Genomic DNA, 22895 nt, shown 5'->3' with positions numbered 1-22895 from the left:
ATCAGCGAGTGTCACCATAGTGTAGCGTACTCTCTTGTTGAGCAAGGAGATTGTCGATCATCCACAGCCCAGCAGGGCCGGGTGGATGGGGTTTAGACCAGACAACGTCGACGTCAATCCACTGCGGCCAGCCCGCCACAGGCAACTCCACCAGCTTTTTCCGATCGTATTGCGCCACCAGCCAGCGCGGAAGCATGCTCCAGCCGTGCCCTTGTTGCGCCATTTCCAGCAGCATAAGGTAGGACGGCGCAGACCAGACGATCCCTTCTGGTTGTAACTGGTCGCTGCGTTTATAGGTATTGAGATAGAGCTGACGGACGGTCGCCAACTGGCTGCGCGTCACGGTTTTTTCAGCGGCGAGCGGGTGAGCTGCCGACACGAAGAGAGCCATTTCCGTCTTAACCTGCAAACGCGCGGCGGCAACATCGGGCGGGTAATCCGCCTGAGCGCGTAATATGCCAACATGCGCCCGGTTCATTTGCAGCAGATCGATCACGTCATCGCCTTCTGCAATCAGGCACTCAAATTCAATATCAGGAAATTGCTGGGCGAAACGCTGGAGTACAGGTTCGTAGTGAGCCGCTTGCCAGATGTCGGACAGCATAAACGTCAGACGGGGTTCGATATGGTCGGCCAGACGGATTGCCAGTTCATCGAGATCTTCGCTGGCAGATAAAATCGCCTGTACGTGGGAAAGCACTTTTCTGCCCGCCAGCGTGAGCGTGGGCTGGTGACCGGAGCGATCGAACAGCGTCAGCCCCAGATCGGCCTCCAGATTGGCGATAGCCGCGCTGATAGTGGATTGGCTTTTATGCAATCGTCGGGCGGCGGCGGGAAACGAGCCTGCATCAACGGTGGTGACAAATGCCAGCAAGGATTCTGGTGAATAACGCATCGTACCTCTATCGTTTTTATCGATGGAATCTAACTGTACTCTACCACCTTATGCGATGAAAATAAGGCCGTAATACGATGCCATCCATGGTCATGGCGAAAATTGACCAGCAACTTGCAATAAATAAAAGTGAATGTGTTATGCAGAACAAAACCAGCAAAACCTTACGTGAGCGTGTGTACCATGCGGTGGGCTTTGAACTGATCGCGTTGTCGATCTGTGCGCCGGCGGGTGCCTGGCTGCTGAATAAGCCACTCTTCGATATGGGAGCTCTGGCCATCATGCTGTCCAGTGTCGCGATGATCTGGAATATGATCTACAACACGATATTTGATCGTCTGTGGCCAGCGGATCGCGTTAAGCGTCGGCTGCCGGTTCGTATCGCCCACGCGCTGGGGTTTGAAGGCGGTTTTATCCTGATTGGTTTGCCGCTGGCGGCGTGGATGCTGAACGTCACGCTGTGGCAGGCGCTGATGGTGGAGATCGGCTTCTTCCTGTTCTTCCTGCCGTACACTGTGGTGTATAACTGGGCCTACGACACCCTGCGGGAACGCATTGTGAACCGCCGTCGCCACGTTCGCCAGGTGTCGACCAGCTCCCGTCTGCGTTAATTCATTTGCGTTAATTCTGTGCGTTACCGGTGTGTCAGTTTAAAGTGCTGATACGCCGGTAGCTCCAGCGAACGCCATAAATACCATGACGCCACCGTGCGATAAGGCTGACATTGCAGGCTGAGTGCCTGCAAATCGCGCGGTTTCGGCATATCCTGCAAATCGTAAACGTAGCGCAACCCCTGACGAATACCGAGATCGTCGAGCGGCATGATATCGGTGCGTTCGAGCGAATAAATCAAAAACATTTCTACCGTCCAGCGCCCGATCCCCTTGAGCGACGTCAACTGCTGAATGAGCGTGTCATCATCCATCTCTGCGGCCCGTTTGAGGCTAGGCACCAAACCGCTCAGCGCTCCCTGCGCGATACCGTGTAGCGTATCCGCTTTACGAGCGGAAAAACCGCATTGCCGCAGCGTGTCGGTGGAGCAGGCCAGCATCTGTTCCGGGCTGGGAAAGACATCGTCATATACCCGCAGGAGCTTCGCGACCATCGCGTCCCCGGCTCGCGTCGTCAGTTGCTGATAGGCAACGGCACGCATCAGCGCCTCATAGGGTTCCCGGTGTGGCGCGGTCTGATGGCGGCAATCGCCAACCTGTTCGATCAGGCTGGCCCAGCGCGCATTGATGGCGCTGAGATGGGTTTTGGCCTGCTGCGTGAAATCCAACGGCGGATGGGATGGCATAAACGGCTTCCGTGATGAGAATGCAAAGGGCAGAAAACGAGCATAGGAGATTGCCGCATGGCGCGCCATGTGGAAAGGATTATTCGGATAAAAAAGCAAGAAGTGGCGAGGGGGATTACACGCTGTCGCGGGATCTGCCAGAACAGATATTTCAGCGGCAGGTTATGCCGCTGTTAGACGTTAATAATAATCGCCGTGCCGATAGTCCCAGGTGGTGAAGGTGTCAGACAATAGTGACATCACCTTGTCTACATCCAGCCCCTTGCGTATCAGCGTCGGGCATGGATATACGCTTCGTCTGCCTTTCTGTTCCGGTATCAACTGGCCGTCCGTATCCACCATCGATACCATCACACCTTGCTCATAGCGTGTGTCATGGGATTGATGCGGCTGGATAGATTTCACGTAATCGTCGGCTTCGATAATCAGATCGGCAAAAGCACTGATACGTTCACCGATACCCTTCACCTCGCCTCGGTTTCCTTTGCCTGATGGATTGGCTGAACTGGCAAAGGTTAATTTACCGTACCCTTCCCACAGCGCCTGCGTGAGGATTTCACTCGGTTTGCCGAATTTAATCACGAAGCAACTGGTTTTACGATCGTCCATCATTAGCGCTTTCGAGCCGTCTTTAGGGATCTGCGCTAAGGCCTCATCGCGCCAGGGAAGGATGCAGCCCAGCAGTACATCGGCGTCCCAATGGCGTTGATATAACCGTTCGATTTCTGGATTCAACTGCGCCAGCGCTTTCAACTGCGCGAGGGAACCACACAGCACGACGCCCGGCTTGTTGCGGTTGCGCTGTTTGGCGTCAAACTTGCGCTCCAGCCCGACCTTGTCTGAAGCCATGATGATGTAACCCACTTTGGTTGGCGAAACGATGATTCCCCCACCGCGTGACATCACTTGCACGGCATCATGATGCAAACCGCCATTCCAGTGAACGCTATTTCCGCCCATGTTTACCCTCCGCTTGCAGAGAAAAAAACCTGAGCTTCACCGTGTACCATGTATTCGCATCACAGATTTGTTCAAAAAGTAACCATAAATGTCGATGAAAATAGCAACATCGGAGTGAGCCGAATGAAAAAGCAAGAGTGGGACGTGTACCCAAGGTCGCTTCGGTTTAGCGTTAGCGCATGGCATGACTTTCAGTAATAGTAAGATTGGCAGTAATGCCGAGATTGGAGTGAGGTGTACAAATGCGTAACGATACGATGCTGGGTGATACGCCGTTTCAGGATGCCGACTCGCGCTGGCAGGCGGTAGTGACGCGCAATAGCGCGGCTGACGGCTGCTTTATCTATGCGGTGAAGACGACGGGGATTTACTGTGCGCCTTCCTGTGCGTCACGCCAGCCCCGACGTGAAAATGTGGTGTTTTTCGCGACTGCCGATGAGGCGCAGGCGGCGGGATTCCGTCCGTGCAAGCGGTGTCGTCAGGGAACGCTTTCGCGGCAGGAACAGCAGGCGCAGCAAATTGCCCACGCGTGCCGGATAATTGAGCAGTCAGAGTATCCGCCGACGCTGGCAGTGCTGGCTCAGGCCGTGGGGATAAGCGCGTTCCATTTTCATCGCGTGTTTAAAAATCTAACCGGCCTGACGCCCAAGCAGTATGCCAGCGGCCACCGTCATCGCCAGCTACGTGAACAGCTGGTGGAAAAGAGTGCCGTAACCGCAGCGATTACGGCAGCGGGCTATGGCGCTAGCGGGCGTTTTTATGCCGAATCGGGCGCGCATTTAGGGATGACGCCAACGGCGTTTCAGAACAAAGGGAAAGGGATGACGATCCGCTTTGCCATTGGTCGCTGTTCACTCGGTGAGGTGTTGGTGGCTGAAAGCGAGAAGGGGATCTGCGCGATCCTGTTGGGAGACGATCCTGAGTCTCTGCTCAACTCGCTTCAGGAGATGTTTACTCACGCACAGCTGATCGGCGGCGATGCGGCGTTTGAGCAACGGATGGCGCAGGTTGTCGGGTTTGTCGACGATCCGGCTATCGGGCTGACGCTGCCGCTGGATATTCGCGGTACGGCATTCCAACAGCGTGTCTGGCAGGCGCTGCGCGCGATCCCCGCAGGAGAAACGTTGAGCTACCGTGAGGTTGCTGAACGCATTGGTGCGCCAGCCGCCGTGCGTGCGGTCGCGGGTGCCTGTGCGGCCAACCGACTGGCGGTTGCGATTCCCTGCCATCGCGTAGTTCGGCACGATGGGGCGCTATCTGGCTATCGCTGGGGTGTTGTACGTAAACGCGCCCTGCTGGAGAAAGAGCAGTTGGATAAAGAACAGTTGGATAAAGAGCGGGTGGAGAAAGAGCAGGGCACGCATCCGCAAGGGGAGCCGTTATCGTGAATTTTGATTTATTTGCCGATGAAGCGCCGCGTCGCTGGACGGAAACGCTGGCTTCGGGGGCGTTTATCCTGCGTGGGCGCGCCTATGACGACGCTCCGGCGTTGCTTGCGGCATTGCAAGCTGTCACGGCGCGTGCGCCGCTGCGGAATATGGTGACGCCAGGCGGCTTTGTGATGTCGGTGGCGATGAGCAACTGCGGGAAACTCGGCTGGGTGACGGATGAACGCGGCTATCGCTATACCTCACACGATCCACTGAGCGGGGAGGCGTGGCCCACTATGCCGGAGGTATTTTCCCGGCTGGCACAGCAGGCGGCACGTGAAGCTGGTTTTGCTGATTTTGAACCGGATGCCTGCCTCATCAACCGCTATGACGTCGGCACGCGCATGTCTCTGCATCAGGATAAAAACGAACGGGACTTTCGCCAGCCGATCGTGTCCGTCTCGCTGGGGCTCAGCGCGACGTTCCTGTTTGGCGGCATGGCGCGCAGTGATAAAGCGCAGCGTGTTGCGCTGACGCATGGCGATGTGGTGGTCTGGGGCGGTGAATCACGGCTCTATTTCCACGGTATTCTGCCATTGAAAAGCGGCGGCGTGCCGGAAGGGATGTCCGACGAATGCCGTTTTAACCTGACATTTCGTAAAGCCGGATAGGGCAACCACAGGGATGCTTCCCCTGTGGTTCCGCCGTGTCTCTCGATGCTCAAACGATCGAGACTAGGTTTAAGGGTAGGGCTTATTTTTTGCTGAACTTCATGTAATCGAGGGCGCTTTCTGCCGCGATACGACCGGAGTTGAGCGCAAAGCCAAACGTGCCACCGCCTAACAGCAGATCATAGGTATCGCCATACATGCCGGCCGCATCGTTACCCGTGACGTACAAACCCGGAATGACCTCACCGGATTTATCGATTGCCTGCATTTTCTCGTCAATCTTCACGCCGCCGAGTGTGCCCAGCGCAGCAGGCTGCATTCTCACCGCATAGAACGGGCCGGTCTTTACCGGACGCAGGTAATCCATGTTTTTGTTAAACACCTCATCCCGCTTTTGTGCCGCAAACTGGTTGTTTTCTTCCAACGTATGCTTCAACACGCTAGCATCAACGCCCATCTCTTTCGCCAGCCCGTCAACGGTGGCGGATTTGAAGACGAAGCCACGATTTTTCTGACTTTCCTTCGTAAATTCGCTATCGAATTTTGTCAGCTTGGTATTGGCGATCACCCATTCGCCAATCGGCACATCAATGCCGTCTTCGACGTAATGCTTACGGGAGGTTTCGTCGAAAATGGAGTACATGATGCCACCCGCTTTTGACAGCGCGTTGCCGGAGTGCGGCCAGATGATGACATTGGATTCATCGGTAAAGCGGCGACCGTGTTGGTCAACCCACAGGTAGGGCTGACGTGCGGCGGCCAGCAGGTGTGAATTCGGCGCGTAGTCTGGCAGGCCGGGGCGATAGGCTTGCAGCAGGCCCAGACCGTCCGGTTTGGCACCGGCTTTCCAGGCCATATTAATTCCGTCGCCGTCTTTACCGACGTTGCCGACCATAATGGTATCGGGGAAGGCAGCGTATTTTTGCAGCATCTCTTTATTGTTGGCGTAGCCGCCGGTCGCGATGATGACGGCCTTCGCGTCGATTTGGACGGTGTTGCCTTCGCTATCTTGTGCAATGACGCCCGTGACTTTGCCTTCTTTCACGACCAGATCTTTGCCTGCCGTCTTCACCAGCGTGGTGACATCCATGCTTTTAAACTGCTCGTGGAATGTCTTGATCAGGTGGCGGCCGTGGCCGGGGCCATCGATCACATGCCAGGTCAGCATACCGCCAGGGCCGCCGGGGCCGATGTATTCAAACTTGATGCCTTTTGATTTCACCCACTCAATCGTGTCCGCCGAGCGGTTTACGAAGGCGCGTACCACGAAGGGGTTTGCCATCCAGTGGCTGTAATCCATGATGGTCTTAAAGGCCATATCCGGCGTGACGACAATCCCCTGACGTTTCTGCATGCTGCTGTTGGCGGCGAAAATGCCTTCAGCAAAGTTACCGGTGCCGCCGACAATCGGCTGTTTTTCCAGTAAGACGATTTTCGCCCCTTTCTCGGCAGCGGCCATGGTTGCCGAGGTGCCTGCCGCACCCGCGCCGATAATAACGATATCGGCGCTTTTCGGAATTTCTGGTTTTGCCGCATCGGCCGCCTGAGCGGAAGACCAACCGATCATCGAGAGACACAGCGTCGCGAGTACACTTTTTCTGAAGCGTTTCATGATGTTTTCCTTAATGTTATGAATATTCTTACAACGCAGCCGTACTTTGCGCATGGAGAACCAACGGTATTAATTCGCCTTAGCCTGTGAGTACGCGTCTTCCGCCGCTTCTTTCACCGCACCGCTGGTCATCGTGGCGCCGGACACGCCATCAACCTCAATGCTGTGTTTTTCAGTCATGGTTTTGGCGAGTTCGATGGCCGCTTCCCCGCCGACTTCTGGCGTTTCTTCCGGGGCATCAATCGTGGATTTAAGGACTTTTCCCTGCGCATCAATATCAAGTGTGACGGTGACATCCCCGCCGATCCCTTGTCTGGCGGCGGAATAAGTACCGGCTTTAAAATTCCCGTCTTGTGCGGCGGCGGTTCCCACCGCTAATAACAGACAGAGTGGAAGGATTCCTGAGCAGATTTTCATATTAATAGTTCCCGTCGTTTTTGAATGAATACGGTGAATAGCCACGTTATCTCCCATGAATAAAGTGATAACCGTCGTCGTTATTGAGGGGCCTGAATATCAGGCAGCACATTGGTAAACCGATGCCGAGTAATAAAAACAACAGGCTGAAAGGGTTAAGGTTGAAGAGGATTTCAAACTGAGAAAGAAACCGTAATACCGGAAACGTCAGCGTCATACTGAGCATGACGGAAAGTAGTTGGCTAATGGTCAGCAGATTATTCCCGCTGGGGTACGTGCTGTTATTCAGGTTGCTAAAAGCCAGGGTGCTTTCCGCTGAATATAAGGTTGAAATCAGGACGCCTAACAGCGTGGCGATAATGCCGATGAGGAGCATCGATTTCTCCTGCACGGCGAGGCTCAGCGCGAGGATACACAGCGATGTCACGTGGGTTGTCAGCATCAAGAGTCGCCGGTAGCCAGTACGCTTGAGCAGTGGTTCAAACAGCAGTTTTGACAGCAGCGCGCCGCTGGAAAAAAGCAGCAGAATCAGGCTGGTTTCCGCAGGTTTACAGGCCAGCGTTGTTTGTAGCATTAAGGACAGTACAACGGGCGTTGACGCCAGCAGCGTGCGCGTCGCGATGCCGCCCATCATGCCGACAGAAAACGTTCTGATACCAAACAGTGCGCGAGGGAATAGCGCTGTCTCTGCGATAAGGTGCTGTCGATAGTAAAGAAAAACCAACCCCAACATGCTGCAAGACAGGAATAACATGACGAACGTTGGCAATATATTTTTCGTGGCGGTGGTGAGCATGAAAGCCACGAGAAATAACATCAAAATCGGAAAGGCTAATTCATAGGCACCGGTGCGAGATGTCTCTTTTAGCGGCGCAGCAGGAAGATAATGGCTTGCCAGAAAAAAGCAGGCGAAAGCCAGAGGAATATTCACGAGAAATATTGCCTGCCATGAGAGCAAGCTAACCAGAATATTACCGAAAACGGGGCCGGTGAGAGTGCCGATTAATCCCAGTAAGGTCACCCGATTCAGGAAGCGTAATTTCAGGCTCTGCGGCGTAGTGCGCAAGATGACGGTTCTGATGATGGGCAACATGAGCGCACCGCCGATGCCCTGAATAAAGCGGAACACGCTTAAGCTGCCGAGTGTGGTTGCCGTCATGCACAGCAGCGAACCGAGCGTGAACGTGGCGATGGCGATCTGGTAAGTTTTCCTCTCTCCCAGCCGTTCCGCCAGCCAGCTGTTGGCTGGCGTAAATGCGACGACCGTGACAATGTAGGCGATCACAATCGCCTCCATATGCAACACCGGTTGGTGCAGCGATTGCGCAATGGCGGGGATGGCGACATACACCATGGTGGTATCCAGGGACTGCATGAAAAAGGTCGCCGAGGCAATCCAGAATAAGACCCATGACGTATTCATTCAGGCCACCGTCATTTGTCCGGCATAAAGCACGAACAGTCGCAGCAGGAACACGCCGAACAGGCTCATGGCGGCTAACGTAATGAGTTGCCCTTTGCCGGAATGGGCCGAAGGTTTACGCACCCGATTGGCAATGGCGGGAATCACAATGCCGATACCGATAATGCCAATCCAGAATACGCCACCCCAGAAGCCCGAGAGTGCGGTCTGTGCGGCGACAACCTTTTGCCCGCCGCCAAGCAGCAGCCCGATAAAAAACGCGAACAGCAGGAACAACTCGGCGTACACCACCGGCGTTTCCACTCGATGGAGAAAATGCAGGGAGCGTGAATGACTCGAGGTCGTGCTTCCCCACGCGCTGGCCAGCAGCATGACGGCAATGCCGGAGGTGGTGCCGGAGACCAGAAACAGGACGGGCAGAACGGGGTTATTCAAGAGCGGGAACGACTTCAGGGCGGACAGCAGAAAGCCGGTATAGCAGCCGAGCAGGATGGCCAGCACCAGCAGCAGGTTTTCAATCAGCGCGGCCTTGCTAACGATCGCCGCCGCCACCTTACGCGCTTTCGCCGCCAGCGCTGGCCGGTACCAGACGGTCTCAAGTTGCATCAGCCAGCCGTCATGATAAAGCGTGATGAGCCATAACAGCATCACGACGAAATACACCTGAAAAAGCATCACACCAAGCGACATGATGGACGTCGGGTTGTAAAAGACCATCAAGTACCAGAAGGTCAGCGGTTGAGTCAGATGAAAAATCAGAATCGCCAGCCCGAGGATGACAGCAAGCGGTGCCACGATGGCGGTGGCTTTGATGAGGCGATTACTGCCGTGATATTCGCTGGGAACGTAGCGCCTGAGGAGCATCGAGAGCGTGACCATTCCTGCTGAAATACCGACCAGAAGAAGATAAACGGCGATGGGCCAGTCCCATACCAGCGTGTCGAACGTGAAGGCGTTATGCATTGTCGATTTCTCCTCGTTTCCCCGGCATACGGTAGAGCTGGGGTTCGGTGCCCAGATAAACCTTGGAACGGTAGGTCGCGTTGTTGGCGATCATCTTGGCAATGTTGCTTTCAGGATCGTTGAGATCGCCAAATACCAAGGCTTTGGTGGGGCAGATTTCGACGCAGGCGGGCTGCTTCCCGGCGGCCAGATTGGTTTGCCGACAAAAGTTACATTTGTCTGCCGTCTTCGTGACCGGGTTGATGAAACGCACATGGTAAGGACAGGCGGCAATGCAGTAGCGGCAGCCTACGCAGCGCTTGTCATTGACGTCGACGATACCGGTGAGTGCATCTTTGAAAGATGCGCCTGTTGGGCAGACGGCAACGCAGGGCGGGTTCTCACAGTGCTGACAGGATTTGCGGAAAAATTGCTTAATCGCACGCGTTTTCTCAACGGCGGGAATATCGACGGTTTGCAATATATCCAATCGGGTGACGCCATCAGGGACGTTATTCGTTTCTTTGCAGGCTTTGATACAGGCCTTACATCCAATACAGCGCATTTCGTTATGTAATAAGCCATATTTTACGGGTAATTTACCCTGTGCGTTTTCTGATTCATTTTGCGCTTTGGCTAAACCGACCGGCCTACTAATGGCAATCGCGCTTCCCATATAGGCAATAAAACGACGGCGAGATAATTCTTCCATATTATAAATCTTCACAGTGAGGTGATAGCCGCGCGAACGCTATATTTCCATAGACATTATTAACCCAGTATCAGCATTAATATTTCGCAGTTTGACGCTAATAGAAAAGAGTGGTCCATCATTACGAGGGGAAGAGTAAATAGGCCACGTTGTTGTTGTGGTTTTATTGGAGCATGGGGGTAAAAGACTAAATGTGCGTTTGGTCACATTTGTTTTTTTGTAGATTCGTATATAACAAATATGGATTTGTTATAAGTGCGTTTTTTATTTTTCTTGTCCGTTTAAGAAATTGCATTTCTATTATATAGATGCACGTTGCTGTTTTTAATTTTGTGATAAAAATGAATAATTGATGTGTGTCAGATTATCGATTTTTTATGTGAGTAATACAGGGGGATAAAATGGATAATGGCTTTTTTCGTAACAAATAAAAAACGTTAGTGCGTATCCATCACTAACGTTTACGTAACAAAAATAATAGGGAAATAGACTAAAAACCGTAAACTGGCTTAAGGTTTTAGGTGTTTATCAAGAAAGCCCACGGTAATTTTCATGATTTCAGGCTGTAGCCAATGCGGCCCGCCGTGCTCTGCGTCTTTAACGCTGTAGTACGTTGATTCAATATTTTTTGCTGTCAGAGCGTGATGCAACCGCTCGGTCTGGCGTGGGGAAACCAGAGTATCGTTGGTGCCGTGCATAATCAGGAACGGTGGTGTGGTGGCGCTGATAAAGTTAATCGGGTTGGCCGCTGCCGCTTTATCCGGGTAGCGGGTAATCGGCCCGCCTTCATTAAATACGGCGGTGCCGTTGACCCAGATCGCTTCGGTCGCGGAAGGCGATGCATGCTTCTGAACGACATCGTCAGGGAAACCTTCACCGACGAGCGTCAGATCGGATAAACCATAGAAATCGATGACGGCCTGGACATCACTGCTTTGGTCAAGATTGTCGCCTTTATCGTAGGCTTGTGAACCATTTGTCGTTCCGGCAAACGCGGCCAGATAGCCTCCCGCTGAGGAACCGAAAACGGCAGCATGCTGGCTATCAATGCCGAATTTTTTCGCATTGGCGCGCAGATAGCGAAGCGCGGATTTGACATCTTCCAGCGGCGCGGGGAAAAGAACAGTGGGGGCGACGCGGTATTCCATGCTGGCAACCACATAACCGGCTTCGGCAATGCTCAGGCGCTGTTGCAGGTAATTATCTTTATTGGCGTTAATAAAGCCGCCGCCGGTAATGAATAACACAACGGGGAGCGCCTTCTTCGCGTCGGGCTGAAGAATATCCATTTTTAATGCAACGTTCGGATAGCCCCGCATCGATACCTGAGAATAAACGACGTCAGAGATTAACTTCACGGATATCGTTTCCTGCTTTACGGTAATTTCATGCTGATTCTGTGCCGCATTGATTGCGGTCGTGCTCATCATTGCCAAGGTTGCTAACCCTATTTTTGTTGTTGTCGAATAATCCATATCTTAAGTCCTTTTGTTAGGGAAATGTAAACTTTTTTGGTTTGTGAGAGGTGATGTTGTATTTGTAAAAATAATATTAAAAAATCTTTAATATTATTGGTGTTTCATCTTAATTGAATAAATCATTTCCTCGTTGATAATAAGTTGACTATATCTACTATTAACGTTATTTCTCATGAATTAAATGTGCATCTAATCACATTTGATTATTTACAAATCATTATAATTGTTATTATGGCCGCTTATAGAAGCTATCGTTGATGCGTAATATAAAGCAATGCTCAGTATAAAACGTGTGATTTATTATCAGGAACTCATCCGGGTCGGGAGTTTCACTAAAGCGGCAAAAGCGCTGAATATCTCTCAGGCTTTTTTGTCGCAGGAGATCGCGCGGCTGGAACTTGAAACGGAAAGAAAACTGATTAACAGAACGACCCGGCAGTTTTCTCTGACGCCATTCGGGAAGATCTTTGCTGACAAAATTCAGGGGATGATTAAGGAACATTATGAACTGGAGCAATTCGTCAGTAGCTATGAGGAAAGCACGGATGGCGCGCTACTGGTTGGTGTGATCCCGATATTCAATCGTCTGGCTCACTACAATATGTTTAACCTGTTTCAGAAAGCCTACCCCAATATCGATATCTCTTTCATTGACGGCGTGAGCACGGACTTACTGGAAAGGGTACGTAATGGCGAGATCCACCTGTCTTTCTCGACGCCTTTTGATGAGTATCTGAACGATCCGCTCTTTCACCACACCATTTGCCAGATCGATGACATTGTCGCGGTGATGGCGACGTCGCACCCGCTTGCTGATAATAAGACGCTAAGTTTGCCGCAGCTGGTAAAAGAAAAGCTGATCGTGCCGCAGAAAGGGACGGGGGAGCATGCCGCCGTTTCCGAATCCTTCACCCGGCAGGGTATCAACCCCAGCTACTTTCGTGAATGCAGTAACATGGACATCATTATGGATTTGGTGATCAACCTGTCCGGCGTGGTCTTCCTCTGTTCGTCTGTCGCCAAAAGTCTGACCGCTTACGACGTCGCGGTGATTCCGCTGGAAGAGAAATTGAAAAGGACATTCGCCATTAGCTATCTGAAGCGCAGCACGAACATTCCTATGGTGCGGCTGTTTCTGGATTTCCTGCAAGACTACAGCGAATCCGTTCGGTAGGTCGCTTTATCCCCCTCGATTCATGTCGCTTCTTCTTATCCGTTCCTCCCTGTTTTAGATAAATGTTGCAAATGTGAATAAATGTGAGGCGATTCAAATTATCGCTATTAATATACTTGTATGGTAGTCGGCATAAACGAATGGCTACATGCACAGAAGGATAAGTAACGTGAAGATTGTCAGCGCGGAAGTGTTTGTCACCTGTCCGGGACGGAACTTTGTCACCCTGAAAATTACGACAGATAGCGGATTAACCGGTCTCGGTGATGCGACGCTCAACGGGCGTGAGCTGCCGGTTGCCTCTTATCTCAAAGATCATGTCTGCCCGCAGCTTATTGGCCGCGATGCGCACCAGATCGAAGACATTTGGCAGTATTTCTACAAAGGCGCGTACTGGCGTCGTGGCCCGGTGACCATGTCCGCGATTTCGGCGGTCGACATGGCGCTGTGGGACATCAAGGCTAAAGCCGCCAACATGCCGCTTTATCAACTGCTGGGCGGCGCATCGCGTACGGGCGTCATGGTGTATTGCCACACGACGGGCCACTCGATTGATGAAGTGCTGGATGATTACGCCAAGCATCGCGATCAGGGCTTCAAGGCGATTCGCGTGCAGTGCGGCGTGCCCGGCATGGAAACCACCTACGGTATGGCGAAAGGCAAAGGGCTGGCGTATGAGCCCGCGACGAAAGGCAGTTTGCCGGAAGAACAGCTGTGGTCGACGGAAAAATACCTCGATTTCACGCCAAAGCTATTTGAAGCGGTACGTGACAAATTTGGCTTTAACGAACACCTGTTGCACGACATGCACCACCGCTTGACGCCGATTGAAGCGGCGCGTTTTGGCAAAAGCGTTGAGGATTATCGCCTCTTCTGGATGGAAGACCCGACGCCTGCGGAAAATCAGGCGTGTTTCCGTTTAATCCGTCAGCACACCGTCACGCCGATTGCGGTGGGTGAAGTCTTTAACAGTATTTGGGATTGCAAGCAGCTGATCGAAGAACAGCTCATCGACTACATTCGCACGACGATTACCCACGCGGGTGGGATTACCGGTATGCGTCGCATTGCTGACTTTGCCTCGCTCTATCAGGTGCGTACTGGTTCGCATGGGCCGTCGGATCTGTCGCCTATCTGCATGGCGGCGGCGCTGCATTTTGACCTCTGGGTGCCAAACTTCGGCGTACAGGAATACATGGGTTATTCGGAGCAAATGCTGGAGGTGTTCCCGCATAGCTGGACGTTCGATAACGGCTACATGCACCCAGGCGAAAAGCCGGGGTTAGGCATTGAGTTCGATGAAAAGCTGGCGGCCAAATATCCCTATGACCCCGCTTATTTGCCGGTTGCCCGTCTGGAAGACGGCACGTTGTGGAATTGGTAAAGGTGGAATGGGGAATAAGAGGCCAAAACATGAAAAGCATTGTGATACAGCAACCGAATGCGTTGGTGATTGAAGAACGCCCGATTCCGCAACCGGCAGCAGGCGAAGTTCGGGTGAAGGTGAAGCTGGCAGGCATCTGTGGTTCGGATAGCCACATCTATCGCGGGCATAACCCCTTTGCCAAGTACCCGCGTGTGATCGGGCATGAGTTCTTTGGTGTGATTGAGGCGGTCGGTGAGGGTGTGGACGCGTCCCGGCTGGGCGAACGCGTGTCGGTCGACCCGGTCGTGAGCTGCGGCCACTGCTACCCGTGTTCAATCGGCAAGCCGAACGTCTGTACTTCGCTGGTGGTACTGGGTGTGCACCGTGATGGCGGGTTCAGCGAGTACGCTGCCGTACCGGCGAAGAATGCACACGTCATTCCCGATGACATTCCTGATGAGTTCGCCGTGATGGTGGAGCCCTTCACGATTTCCGCCAATGTGACTGCGCAGGTGAAACCGACGGAGCAGGATGTCGCCCTGATTTATGGTGCGGGGCCGATGGGGTTGACCTCGGTGCAGGTGCTAAAAGGCGTGTTCAAGGTGAAGGACGTGATTGTCGTTGACCGCATTCCCGAACGCCTGGAGATGGCATTACGCAGCGGAGCGGACAGAGTCATCAACAACGCGTCGCTGTCATTAAAAGACGAACTGGAAGCGCTGAATATCAAGCCTACGCTGATTATTGATGCCGCCTGCCATCCGTCTATTTTGCAGGAAGCGATTACGATTGCCTCTCCGGCAGCGCGTATCGCCATCATGGGCTTTTCCAGCGAACCTTGTCAGGTTAGCCAGCAGGGCATCACCAGCAAAGAGCTCTCCATTTTCTCATCACGATTGAATGCCAATAAATTCCCTGTCGTGATTGCGTGGCTGAAAGAGAAACGTATCGATCCGGCCAAACTGATTACCCATCGATTTGATTATCAGCAGGTGGTCGAGGCGATAGAAGTCTTTGAAAAAGATCAAAAGCGCTGCTGCAAAGTTCTGCTGACGTTTAATGAAACTGGACAGATATAAGTCGTTTTATCGGCAACAGGGTCTTATATAAAGGAAAAAATATCGATTACTGAATAATACAATGATTCCTTTGAAGTAATTATTTCTCTCTTAATCACTCCAGGCTGTCAATAACGGACTGGAGTGGATTGCGACACCATGATGAACGGTAATTTTATTTACTGTGATCTATACCCTAAATAATTCGAGTTGCAGGACGCTAACATACATGCAGCTCGAAGTATGACGGATATACCATAATTACAAATCGTCGAGAGTATATATATGAATAAGCATAAGATAGCATCTGGACAAAATAAGCCTGCAAGAAGTACCTCTGACCTCGTTAAAGCGGCAGTGTCCGGCTGGCTGGGCACCGCATTGGAATTTATGGATTTCCAGCTGTATTCGCTCGGGGCGGCGCTGGTCTTCCATGAAATCTTCTTCCCTGAACAATCGGCGGCGATGGCGCTGATTCTGGCAATGGGCACCTATGGTGCAGGCTACGTGGCACGTATCGTCGGCGCCTTTATTTTCGGCCGCATGGGGGACTCCATTGGTAGAAAGAAAGTGCTCTTTATTACCATTACCATGATGGGGATCTGTACCACGTTAATCGGGGTGCTGCCGACCTACGCGCAGATCGGTATCTTCGCACCGATCTTACTGGTGACCTTGCGTATCGTGCAGGGGTTAGGCGCCGGTGCTGAAATTTCTGGTGCGGGTACGATGCTGGCGGAATATGCGCCGAAGGGGAAACGCGGAATTATTTCCTCACTGGTGGCGATGGGCACCAACTGCGGTACGCTCAGCGCCACGGCTATCTGGGCCTTTATGTTCTTTGCGCTCTCCAGAGAAGAATTACTGGCGTGGGGCTGGCGTGTACCGTTCCTGGCCAGCGTGGTCGTGATGATATTCGCGATCTGGCTGCGTATGAACCTGAAAGAAAGCCCGGTCTTTGAGAAAGTCAGCAATGACGTATCCGGTACTGAAGAGCCGTCCCCTGCTCTGGTAGTTGAGCAAAGCGAGCAGAAATCGATCCTGTCGATGTTCAAAAGCAAAGCATTTTGGCTGGCTACCGGGCTGCGTTTCGGCCAGGCGGGAAATTCAGGGTTAATTCAGACTTTCCTGGCGGGATATTTGGTTCAAACGTTGCTGTTTGAAAAATATATTCCTACTGACGCTTTAATGATTAGCTCTATTATCGGTTTTATTACGATTCCATTATTAGGATGGTTGTCGGATAAAGTAGGTCGTCGCATACCTTATATTATTCTGAATATCTCGGCGATATTGTTAGCCTACCCAATGCTCTCTCTTATTGTTGATAAAGAGAATAGCGTGAATGTCATTATCGTCAGCATTATCATTATTCATAACTTCGCGGTGTTGGGATTATTTGCACTGGAAAATATCACCATGGCGGAAATGTTTGGTGGACGCAGCCGCTTTACGCAAATGGCGATTGCCAAAGAAACCGGTGGGTTGGTTGCCGTTGGTTTCGGTCCCGTATTAGCCGGTATTTTCTGCAACATGACCGGTTCCTGGTGGCCGATTGTCGTGATGTTGATTGCTTACTCAGTGATTGGTTTATTCGCGGCTATCTGTATGCCTGAAGTTAAAGATCGCGATTTAGATGCGTTAGACGACGCAGCGTAACGTTCAGATTGTCATTGTTCGAGTTGCAGATGAGTTGACCTTACTGCAACTCGAATCATTTAGGGCGTAGACGTATTTTTTGAATCACCTATCAGGGATAACGATGAGTATCAGCGAATTTTCTACTCTTAAACCGCAGGTTGTGGTGCCGCGTTACGACCGACGCCTGCTAAAAACACGTATTGCGCATATTGGCTTTGGCGCATTCCACCGGGCGCATCAGGCGGTCTGTGCCGATAAACTGGCAGCGGAGCAGGGCAGCGACTGGGGCTATTGTGAAATTAACCTGATTGGCGGCGAACAGCAGATTGAGGCTATTCGCCAACAGGATTTGTTGTGGTCGGTTTCCGAAATGGCGGACAGCGGCTGGCATAGTCGGGTCATCGGCGTCGCGACCGGTGCGCTGCATGCGGAAGTCGAAGGTATCGACGCGGTACTGGAAGCGCTAAGCGCGCCGGATATCGCCATTGTGTCGATTACTGTCACGGAGAAAGGCTATTGCCACCATCCGGCGACGGGGCAGTTGAATAGTGAACATCCGCTGATTTGCCACGATCTGGCGTTACCCGCAGAACCACGTTCCCTGCCCGGTGTGATTCTGGCTGCCATCAAACGCAGACGGGAACGCCAGCTACCGGCATTCAGCGTGATGTCCTGCGACAATATGCCGGAAAATGGACACGTCACGCGCAACGTGATTGTGCAACTGGCTGAGCTGCAGGATGTCGAACTGGCGCGCTGGATTGAACAGCACGTCACCTTTCCGTCCACCATGGTGGACCGAATTGTTCCGGCTATCACTGAGGAAACGCTGGAGACAATTCAGGGACAACTGGGCGTCGCCGATCCGGCGGGTGTTGCCTGCGAACCGTTCTTTCAGTGGGTTATTGAAGATCGCTTCGTCAACGGCCGTCCCGCGTGGGAAAAAGCCGGTGCGGAACTGGTACAGGATGTGCTGCCGTTTGAGGAAATGAAGCTGCGGATGCTGAACGGCAGCCATTCGTTTCTGGCGTATCTGGGCTACCTTGCTGGCTATCAGCATATCAGTGAGTGCATGCAGGATAGCGATCTGGTCGCGGTAGCACATCATCTGATGCTGCGTGAACAGGCGCCGACGCTGCGTACTCAGGGAGTCGATCTCGCCGCCTATGCAGATGCGTTGCTGGATCGCTATCGTAACCGTGCGTTGAAACACCGTACCTGGCAGATTGCGATGGACGGTTCGCAAAAACTGCCGCAGCGGATGCTGGATTCGATCCGCTGGCATCTGGCGCGCGGTAGCCGTTTTGATGCGCTGGCGCTCGGCGTGGCGGGGTGGATGCGCTATGTCGGCGGCGTGGATGAACAAGGAAAGCCGATTGAAATCAGCGATCCGCTGAAGGATCAGATCGCAGAAACGGTGCAACGCAGCCCGGAAGGCGAAAACCGGGTTGCGGCGTTGCTGACGCTGACGGCGATTTTTGGTCAGGATTTACCGCACAACCCTGTGTTTGTCGATGCGGTGACGCAGTACTACCTGTCATTGCTAGCGAAGGGCGTGAAGGGAACGTTGCAGGAGATGAACGGGTAGGACGAAAGCGCAGCGGGTGCGGTAACACTGACACTCGCTGCGCTAAGCGTGTATCATAAGCGGTAAATTTCTTGGCTAAGCACAGCGGCATGGATACCTCTTTTCAGATCAACAACAACGAACCAGTCAACCAGCAAATTTATCGCGTACTGCGCAAAGACATTGTGGAATGCAATATTCCGCCGGGTAAGCTGCTGTCTGAAAAAGAAATTTCTGTGCGTTTTGATGTGTCTCGCCAGCCGGTTCGAGAGGCTTTTATCAAGCTGGCAGAGGCTGGGCTGGTGCAGATCCTGCCGCAGCGCGGCACGTTTGTCATGAAGATCTCCGAGCAACGCGTAGCAGATGCCCGCTTTATCCGTCAGGCGCTGGAATGCGCGATTGTACGTCGGGCGGCAGAAATGGTGACGGATGAACAACTGCTGACGCTGGAGCACAATTTACGCCGTCAGGAACTGGCTGCACAGAATGAACAAGTGCGCGAGTTCCTTAGCCTCGATGACAGCTTCCATCAGCTTCTGACGCAAATTGCCAACTGTCCGCTGGCGTGGGAAACCATCGAATCGATCAAAGCGACGATGGACCGCGTGCGTTTTCTCAGCCTGAGCCAGGTTTCTCCGCCGGTCAGTCTGATCCAACAGCACTATCTGATTTTTAGCGCCCTGAAAGCGCGGGATCCCGATGCAGCGGAAAAAGCGATTCGTGAACATTTGCAGGAAATGATCTATTCGATCACGCCGATTGCGCAACAGAATAGCGATTGGTTCGAGCACGCCTGAGTGCCTGCCGCGCTGAATGATGGCTTCCACTTCGCTCCTGCGGTGGAAGCCAGACTAAAGGTTACTTCAGCGGTTGTGCCAGATGAATCACCCACAGTTCGTTGTCGGCTTCTGGCTTCTCTAACGGTTTGATTTCCAGTGTTGTATCGACTGCTTTTCCGTTTCGCGTGAGTTTGCCATCGGCAGTGACCTGATAGTCGTCTGCCTTATCTTTCGCTTTCACCGGTGATTGCAGCACGGATTGCAGACCAAAGTCGTTGTCGTTAATAACGGCCAGCGTTTGTTTATCGACCAGCGCCAGCCCCTCAACTTTCTCCTGCTGCCAGCCAAGCTTGCGCAGATCTACCAGCTCCTGCTTGTGCGCCAGCGTAATGCCGCGCTTTTCCAACTGGGCGAGATCGTCAAATTCTGGTGATTTCCCATCGACATCGAACGGCGTCAGATCGCTCGCTTTGCTGAGATCGACCAGATAGATGCGGTTCTGTATCTGCTTGTCTTTATCTGCCCCTTGCTCGACCAGCAGAATGCGCTGATTATCCAGCGCCACGATATCGCCGATTTTGGCATCCTTCGCTTTCTTATAGCTGTCGATGTTGATGGGGTAACCCAGCATGCGGCTGGTCTTGGTTTCCGGGTTAAACATCACCAGACGCGTAAACTGTGCTTTGTTTTTGCTTTTGCCGTCGATATCCAGCGTACTTTGTACGGCCATGACGATCGTGCCGTCCGGCAGGCGTGTCAGCCCTTCAAAACCCCGATTTGGTTGACGCCACTTGATGATATTCGGTAAGCCGCTGGCAACCGAGTGCTCATTGCCCGCAGGCGTCGGCCCGAATTTTTGCAGGATCTTCCCGCTGGCATCAACGTGGATCAGGAACGGGCCGTACTCGTCACACAACCAGAAGCCGCCTTTACCGTCTGGCGTAATCCCTTCGGTGTCCAGCCCACGCTGGCTGGTGCTGAGCGGTTGCAGCACGTCATTCAGCGCCACTTCATTGGTGGCGCCAATAAAGTCTGCGGGCAGAGGCAGACCGGTGATATTGCCTTCGGCGTCGTGTAGCGGTCGGGGGTTGCTCGCTTCGGCCACTTTCGCACTGACTCGGATATCCATGATGAGCGGCGCGTAGTCAGGGCTAGCGAAAATCTTGGCTTCTTTTTCGCCGACTTGCGGGGCATCGGCATTCGGGCCGCGATCGGTGACGGTGGAGAACATCAGGTCGTCACCCTGCTTACCAGTAAAATAGAGGCCGGAACCAATGCCGACAGGCAGGCCGTTGGGGAAGTTCTGGGCGAATTTGCCCTGATACGCAACACGCTCACTGGCCGGGAAGGTGACGACATAGCGCGTCACTTTTTCTCCTGCGGCCTGAGCGCTGAACGGCAAAAATCCGGCAACCAGCAGTGCTAACAACGTGTGTTTCATGCGATTCCCCATCAACTGTCATTCTGGTTGCGGCTACGGTGCGTTGACCGTGCCGCCTGTCGTGGACGAAGGGCTGTTTGCCTTCTCCTGATCTTTTTCTTTCATGCCACCCGGATCGGGTCGAGGGTAATCATAATCAATGCGCAGGGGATGTGCATAGGCGCTGTCCCACAGTTGTGTATAAAGCATGTCTACCCGCTGTGCCATCTCTGGGTTCTGAATCACCATCTCCAGATTGCGTGAATTATCCAGATAACCGCCGCTCCAGTTGCTGGTTCCGATCCAGGCTTTTTTGCCATCGATGGTCATGATCTTACTGTGGATCACGCGAGCAAACGGGATAAAACCGCTGCTGGCCTGGGGGATCGACACCGTTTTAATCTGGATGTTGGGTAGCACCGCCAGACTTTTCAGGTAGGCGATGTTCGGCATTTTGGTGCTCCATTCGGACACCATCAGCTCGATCTGGACGCCGCGTGCGGCGGCAGCGCGAATCGCGTTATCGATAACCGCGTAGTACGGGCGCGTTTTATCCGGGCCGTAGGAGAGCGGGACGTAATCCATCACCTGAATGCGTACCTGCTGCTGGGCTTCTGCCAGCAGGCGAGGGAGTTCTTCTTCGGAATCTATCACGCCAGCGGGATTGAATGCTTTGGGGCTGGCAACCAGATAGTTGCCCGAACGATCGACGTGCTGTGTTGCAGCGGGCAACGGTGGCACGGTTTCACCGTGGGCCAGCCGCGCCTGCGCCTGCCAGTCTTGTTCAAAAATAGCGCTAATCTGATTCACCACGTGCGGATCGTCGATCAACAACCCCGTTTCGTGAATGTGTTCCAGCGCCCGCCAGTCAAGATTCTGGCTGCCCATGTAGGCCTGTTTGCCATCAACCAGCAGGTATTTGGCATGCACAATGCCGCCGCTCAGACGTTCAAAAGGAATCACGCGCAGTTCCAGGTTCGGAATCGTTTTGAGCTGTTCCAGCGTGTCCTGCGTAGAAATTTTTAGCCCTTTTTCTTCAAGCAGCAGGCGGATTCGCACGCCGCGCTCGCCAGCGGCACGCAGATGCTGTAAGACGTTATCAAAACGAGTTCCCGCCTGATTCGCGACATAGAATTGACCCAGTTCAATGGTGTGCTGGGCATTATCAAAAAGGGATATCCACACCGCATCGCTGGGGCGTAAATCAGGGGCGGTCAGCGTGGTTTCTACCGGGGCGTCATACACTAATTCATAGCCGGGAATACGATAGCCGCTAGTGCTGGCGTCGGCATGGGCTGACGCACTTACAATAAACAATACGCCTCCTGTTAGCAGCGTGTTGATGCCATGCTTCCAGCGTCGCCCCGGATTGGTGAAACCATCCCGCTTAAGCATAGCGCTTCTCCGCCATCGCTTTTTCTGTTACTGCACTGCCTGTCATGGAATGGTGCGTGGCAGCATGGCCCGCTTTCTGTTGGCGAGTATGCGGCATTCCGGCGCGAATCAGCAGGACTTTCAGCATTTCGTTGATGTGTTCCATTCGGCTTTGCAGGAAATTGTTCCCCAGCAGGCAAACCAGCGCGATGGCGATCCCCAGCCCGGTGGCGTACAGCGCCGTTCCCATTCCGGCAGAAACCTGGCTCGGGTCAGAGATGCCCGCAGCGGACAGGGCTTTGAAGGTTTCGATGATCCCCATGATTGTGCCGAGCAGCCCCAGTAACGGTGCCGCGGTGACGACAGTTTCCAAAATCCATAGTCCGCGCGACAGCTGCGGCTTACTTTGCAGATATTGTGCGTCGATCAGGTCGTTCAGCGCATCGCGATTTTCTACCTGGTGTGACTGCGCTAACACGGGGGTGACGACCGTGATGGGCAAGCTGGGGCGCTGGGTCAGCGCATCCGGTAGATCGTGCACGTGGCGAATATCTGCCGTTAGGGCGCGATCCAGACGCTTGGCCTGCCGACGCGTATAGGAAAAATAGAGACTGCGTTCGATGATGATCATCAGTGCGATCACCAGTGCAGCGTACATGACGTAGAAAATAATCTCGTGCAGCATATCGGCGTTCATGGCCTGATCCTTCTGTTGCCGTGTTGGGCGTTGTTTGTGATT

General features: G+C 53.1%; 21 protein-coding genes. 9 read left to right on the top strand and 12 right to left on the bottom strand.

What is annotated here, in order from left to right; genetic code table 11:
* Position 1: 1 nt before the first annotated feature.
* Complete coding sequence (locus AB8809_RS18585) at positions 2-895, bottom strand: LysR family transcriptional regulator (protein WP_349855223.1); 894 nt, start codon at positions 893-895, stop codon at positions 2-4.
* A 140-nt stretch (positions 896-1035) separates the two neighbouring features.
* On the opposite strand from AB8809_RS18585, the gene AB8809_RS18580 reads away from it, so the two are divergent.
* Positions 1036-1506 carry a multidrug/biocide efflux PACE transporter gene (locus AB8809_RS18580; protein WP_180778124.1) on the top strand — a complete coding sequence of 157 codons (471 nt, stop codon included), beginning with the start codon at positions 1036-1038 and terminating at the stop codon, positions 1504-1506.
* A 23-nt stretch (positions 1507-1529) separates the two neighbouring features.
* Here AB8809_RS18580 and AB8809_RS18575 read toward each other — a convergent pair whose 3' ends face one another.
* On the bottom strand, positions 1530-2192 hold the full coding sequence (locus tag AB8809_RS18575) for a DNA-3-methyladenine glycosylase 2 family protein (RefSeq protein ID WP_349855222.1): 663 nt from the start codon (positions 2190-2192) through the stop codon (positions 1530-1532).
* Positions 2193-2372: 180 nt separating this feature from the next.
* The gene (locus AB8809_RS18570) at positions 2373-3152 is read right to left on the bottom strand and encodes a Sua5/YciO/YrdC/YwlC family protein (RefSeq protein ID WP_349855220.1); all 780 of its coding nucleotides are present in this window, start codon (positions 3150-3152) and stop codon (positions 2373-2375) included.
* Positions 3153-3394: 242 nt separating this feature from the next.
* Between AB8809_RS18570 and ada the strand changes: the two genes are divergently transcribed.
* Together ada and alkB are read left to right on the top strand one after the other, a co-directional pair.
* Positions 3395-4540 carry a bifunctional DNA-binding transcriptional regulator/O6-methylguanine-DNA methyltransferase Ada gene (ada, locus tag AB8809_RS18565; RefSeq protein WP_349855219.1) on the top strand — a complete coding sequence of 382 codons (1146 nt, stop codon included), beginning with the start codon at positions 3395-3397 and terminating at the stop codon, positions 4538-4540.
* Positions 4537-5193 (top strand): DNA oxidative demethylase AlkB, encoded by a 657-nt coding sequence (gene alkB, locus AB8809_RS18560; protein ID WP_349855218.1) that lies wholly within the window; start codon positions 4537-4539, stop codon positions 5191-5193. Before ada ends, alkB begins: the two co-directional genes overlap by 4 nt.
* Before the next feature lie 82 nt (positions 5194-5275).
* Here the strand turns inward: alkB and AB8809_RS18555 are convergent, their stop codons facing one another.
* The 6 genes from AB8809_RS18555 to AB8809_RS18530 all read right to left on the bottom strand — a co-directional run bounded on the left by AB8809_RS18555 (position 5276) and on the right by AB8809_RS18530 (position 11774).
* A complete protein-coding gene (locus tag AB8809_RS18555; RefSeq protein ID WP_349855217.1) occupies positions 5276-6805 on the bottom strand; it encodes an FAD-dependent oxidoreductase in 1530 nt (509 codons plus the stop codon).
* Positions 6806-6874: 69 nt separating this feature from the next.
* On the bottom strand, positions 6875-7222 hold the full coding sequence (locus AB8809_RS18550; protein ID WP_349855216.1) for an FMN-binding protein: 348 nt from the start codon (positions 7220-7222) through the stop codon (positions 6875-6877).
* A 46-nt stretch (positions 7223-7268) separates the two neighbouring features.
* Positions 7269-8645 (bottom strand): MFS transporter, encoded by a 1377-nt coding sequence (locus tag AB8809_RS18545; protein WP_349855215.1) that lies wholly within the window; start codon positions 8643-8645, stop codon positions 7269-7271.
* Positions 8646-9608: a cytochrome c nitrite reductase subunit NrfD gene (nrfD, locus tag AB8809_RS18540; RefSeq protein WP_349855214.1), complete on the bottom strand. Its 963-nt coding sequence runs from the start codon at positions 9606-9608 to the stop codon at positions 8646-8648.
* Positions 9601-10299, bottom strand: coding sequence for a 4Fe-4S dicluster domain-containing protein (locus AB8809_RS18535; protein ID WP_349855212.1), 699 nt, complete (start codon positions 10297-10299; stop codon positions 9601-9603). The genes nrfD and AB8809_RS18535 overlap by 8 nt, the downstream gene beginning before the upstream one ends.
* A gap of 509 nt (positions 10300-10808) precedes the next feature.
* The gene (locus AB8809_RS18530) at positions 10809-11774 is read right to left on the bottom strand and encodes an alpha/beta hydrolase (RefSeq protein ID WP_349855211.1); all 966 of its coding nucleotides are present in this window, start codon (positions 11772-11774) and stop codon (positions 10809-10811) included.
* Between the two features lie 277 nt (positions 11775-12051).
* Between AB8809_RS18530 and AB8809_RS18525 the strand changes: the two genes are divergently transcribed.
* The 6 genes from AB8809_RS18525 to AB8809_RS18500 all read left to right on the top strand — a co-directional run bounded on the left by AB8809_RS18525 (position 12052) and on the right by AB8809_RS18500 (position 19380).
* A complete protein-coding gene (locus tag AB8809_RS18525) occupies positions 12052-12951 on the top strand; it encodes a LysR family transcriptional regulator (protein WP_012773496.1) in 900 nt (299 codons plus the stop codon).
* Positions 12952-13120: 169 nt separating this feature from the next.
* The gene (manD, locus tag AB8809_RS18520) at positions 13121-14335 is read left to right on the top strand and encodes a D-mannonate dehydratase ManD (RefSeq protein ID WP_180778133.1); all 1215 of its coding nucleotides are present in this window, start codon (positions 13121-13123) and stop codon (positions 14333-14335) included.
* A 29-nt stretch (positions 14336-14364) separates the two neighbouring features.
* Positions 14365-15396 (top strand): Zn-dependent oxidoreductase, encoded by a 1032-nt coding sequence (locus tag AB8809_RS18515; protein ID WP_012773498.1) that lies wholly within the window; start codon positions 14365-14367, stop codon positions 15394-15396.
* Positions 15397-15660: 264 nt separating this feature from the next.
* Positions 15661-17034, top strand: coding sequence for an MFS transporter (locus AB8809_RS18510; protein WP_012773499.1), 1374 nt, complete (start codon positions 15661-15663; stop codon positions 17032-17034).
* A 103-nt stretch (positions 17035-17137) separates the two neighbouring features.
* Positions 17138-18604 carry a mannitol dehydrogenase family protein gene (locus AB8809_RS18505; RefSeq protein WP_349855210.1) on the top strand — a complete coding sequence of 489 codons (1467 nt, stop codon included), beginning with the start codon at positions 17138-17140 and terminating at the stop codon, positions 18602-18604.
* An 89-nt stretch (positions 18605-18693) separates the two neighbouring features.
* Entirely contained in the window at positions 18694-19380 is a 687-nt protein-coding gene (locus AB8809_RS18500; RefSeq protein WP_012773501.1) for a GntR family transcriptional regulator, read from the top strand.
* Positions 19381-19441: 61 nt separating this feature from the next.
* On the opposite strand, the gene AB8809_RS18495 is transcribed toward AB8809_RS18500, so the two are convergent.
* The 3 genes from AB8809_RS18495 to AB8809_RS18485 are packed head-to-tail and all read right to left on the bottom strand — an operon-like array spanning position 19442 to position 22853.
* Positions 19442-20803, bottom strand: coding sequence for an esterase-like activity of phytase family protein (locus AB8809_RS18495; protein WP_349855209.1), 1362 nt, complete (start codon positions 20801-20803; stop codon positions 19442-19444).
* 33 nt (positions 20804-20836) lie between these two features.
* Positions 20837-22177: a phospholipase D-like domain-containing protein gene (locus AB8809_RS18490; RefSeq protein ID WP_349855208.1), complete on the bottom strand. Its 1341-nt coding sequence runs from the start codon at positions 22175-22177 to the stop codon at positions 20837-20839.
* Complete coding sequence (locus tag AB8809_RS18485; protein ID WP_349855207.1) at positions 22170-22853, bottom strand: MotA/TolQ/ExbB proton channel family protein; 684 nt, start codon at positions 22851-22853, stop codon at positions 22170-22172. The genes AB8809_RS18490 and AB8809_RS18485 overlap by 8 nt, the downstream gene beginning before the upstream one ends.
* Positions 22854-22895: the final 42 nt, after the last annotated feature.

The organism is Pectobacterium aroidearum (assembly GCF_041228105.1).
In the GTDB taxonomy this organism is placed as follows: domain Bacteria; phylum Pseudomonadota; class Gammaproteobacteria; order Enterobacterales; family Enterobacteriaceae; genus Pectobacterium; species Pectobacterium aroidearum.
The sequence above is the reverse complement of the archived record's forward strand: the minus strand, read 5'-3'. Positions and strand labels throughout refer to the sequence as shown.

Coding starts and splice junctions, on each gene's coding strand:
- AB8809_RS18585 (WP_349855223.1), bottom strand. CDS start 895: ATGCGTTATTCACCAGAATCCTTGCTGGCATTTGTCACCACCGTTGAT.
- AB8809_RS18580 (WP_180778124.1), top strand. CDS start 1,036: ATGCAGAACAAAACCAGCAAAACCTTACGTGAGCGTGTGTACCATGCG.
- AB8809_RS18575 (WP_349855222.1), bottom strand. CDS start 2,192: ATGCCATCCCATCCGCCGTTGGATTTCACGCAGCAGGCCAAAACCCAT.
- AB8809_RS18570 (WP_349855220.1), bottom strand. CDS start 3,152: ATGGGCGGAAATAGCGTTCACTGGAATGGCGGTTTGCATCATGATGCC.
- ada (WP_349855219.1), top strand. CDS start 3,395: ATGCGTAACGATACGATGCTGGGTGATACGCCGTTTCAGGATGCCGAC.
- AB8809_RS18555 (WP_349855217.1), bottom strand. CDS start 6,805: ATGAAACGCTTCAGAAAAAGTGTACTCGCGACGCTGTGTCTCTCGATG.
- AB8809_RS18550 (WP_349855216.1), bottom strand. CDS start 7,222: ATGAAAATCTGCTCAGGAATCCTTCCACTCTGTCTGTTATTAGCGGTG.
- AB8809_RS18545 (WP_349855215.1), bottom strand. CDS start 8,645: ATGAATACGTCATGGGTCTTATTCTGGATTGCCTCGGCGACCTTTTTC.
- nrfD (WP_349855214.1), bottom strand. CDS start 9,608: ATGCATAACGCCTTCACGTTCGACACGCTGGTATGGGACTGGCCCATC.
- AB8809_RS18535 (WP_349855212.1), bottom strand. CDS start 10,299: ATGGAAGAATTATCTCGCCGTCGTTTTATTGCCTATATGGGAAGCGCG.
- AB8809_RS18530 (WP_349855211.1), bottom strand. CDS start 11,774: ATGGATTATTCGACAACAACAAAAATAGGGTTAGCAACCTTGGCAATG.
- AB8809_RS18525 (WP_012773496.1), top strand. CDS start 12,052: ATGCTCAGTATAAAACGTGTGATTTATTATCAGGAACTCATCCGGGTC.
- AB8809_RS18515 (WP_012773498.1), top strand. CDS start 14,365: ATGAAAAGCATTGTGATACAGCAACCGAATGCGTTGGTGATTGAAGAA.
- AB8809_RS18510 (WP_012773499.1), top strand. CDS start 15,661: ATGAATAAGCATAAGATAGCATCTGGACAAAATAAGCCTGCAAGAAGT.
- AB8809_RS18505 (WP_349855210.1), top strand. CDS start 17,138: ATGAGTATCAGCGAATTTTCTACTCTTAAACCGCAGGTTGTGGTGCCG.
- AB8809_RS18500 (WP_012773501.1), top strand. CDS start 18,694: ATGGATACCTCTTTTCAGATCAACAACAACGAACCAGTCAACCAGCAA.
- AB8809_RS18495 (WP_349855209.1), bottom strand. CDS start 20,803: ATGAAACACACGTTGTTAGCACTGCTGGTTGCCGGATTTTTGCCGTTC.
- AB8809_RS18490 (WP_349855208.1), bottom strand. CDS start 22,177: ATGCTTAAGCGGGATGGTTTCACCAATCCGGGGCGACGCTGGAAGCAT.
- AB8809_RS18485 (WP_349855207.1), bottom strand. CDS start 22,853: ATGAACGCCGATATGCTGCACGAGATTATTTTCTACGTCATGTACGCT.